The 1,061-nt window shown below is 39.8% G+C and carries 1 protein-coding gene and 1 pseudogene; one reads left to right on the top strand and one right to left on the bottom strand.

The annotated features are described in order from the left end of the window. Nucleotides 1–199 (bottom strand): ATP-binding cassette domain-containing protein (locus R7O12_RS26710; protein WP_318127091.1); only part of this gene is annotated, 199 nt, incomplete at its 3' end. 490 nt (nucleotides 200–689) lie between these two features. Between R7O12_RS26710 and R7O12_RS26715 the strand changes: the two are divergent. Continuing rightward, nucleotides 690–1,061 (top strand): annotated as a pseudogene (locus tag R7O12_RS26715) (GGDEF domain-containing protein); the annotation flags it as partial.

The following is a 1,061-nucleotide window of genomic DNA, read 5'->3' on the forward strand; positions in this document are numbered from 1 at the left end:
CTAAGTTTGGCTGCCAATGAATATCTCCCTCATCGGCAGAAATTTCACCAACAAGCAACTTTAACAACGTACTTTTTCCTACTCCGTTTACACCGGTGATTCCTACATGCTCTCCAGCATGAATAGTGAAGTGGGAATGGCTATATAGGTGATGATCAACAACCTGATAGGACATATTTTTAACGTGTAACACACTCATGTTTTTTACCAAATAAAAAGGGCCGGTACTTACATACCGGCCCCTATTTCAACTATGGGTAACTTCATATCTGATTTCAAACTTCAGATACAAAAAAGCCGGTGATGAAATATCACCGGCGGTCTCTTGTCTTTACTCAGATGTAATACAACCTACGCATTTTCCAGCTTAGCTGTGCACGTATTTCCACATCTGATGAAGATAATTTATGACTCCGAGCAACACTTCATCGCGTTTTATGCACGGAGTTCAGCCTTCTTACGAAGTTTTTAAACAAGAGATATAACATTAATTTTTTGTCTCAAAAATATACAGGCAAGAGCCTACACCCGCACGAAACAAAGTGCTATAAAAATTTCACTCAAACAGCTCAAAAGCTAACACACACAGATTAGCTGAATCGATAAACCATTATGTGATCCATATTGATTGTGTCATCAATACAAACCTATATAATCGGCTACTTGCCGAGAAGAAGGAAAGTAACCACATGATTTATAAAGAAAGGGAAACATGGTTAGAAGCCATTTTAAACACCCTACCGGATCATGTGTTTATCCTAGACGAAAGCGGGCGCTATATTGAAAGCTTTGGTGGTACCCACCACTCCAAAACGTTCAACGCAGAACGCTACACTGGCTTACAGCTTAGCGATGTCCTTTCCCCAACCAAAGCAGATGAACTCATGGGGTTTATTTTTGACGTTATGCAAGATAACGAAACGAAAGTCGTGAAATACAACCTTTCTCTGCATGATCACCTACTCCTGCCTATAGAAGAGCTAGAAGCGTTGGAAAATCCAGAAGAAATGTGGTTTGAGGCAATTATAAAACCAGTTAACGCTCCTGAAAATGCAAACAAA

It is taken from the genome of Vibrio sp. Vb1574, assembly GCF_033338675.1.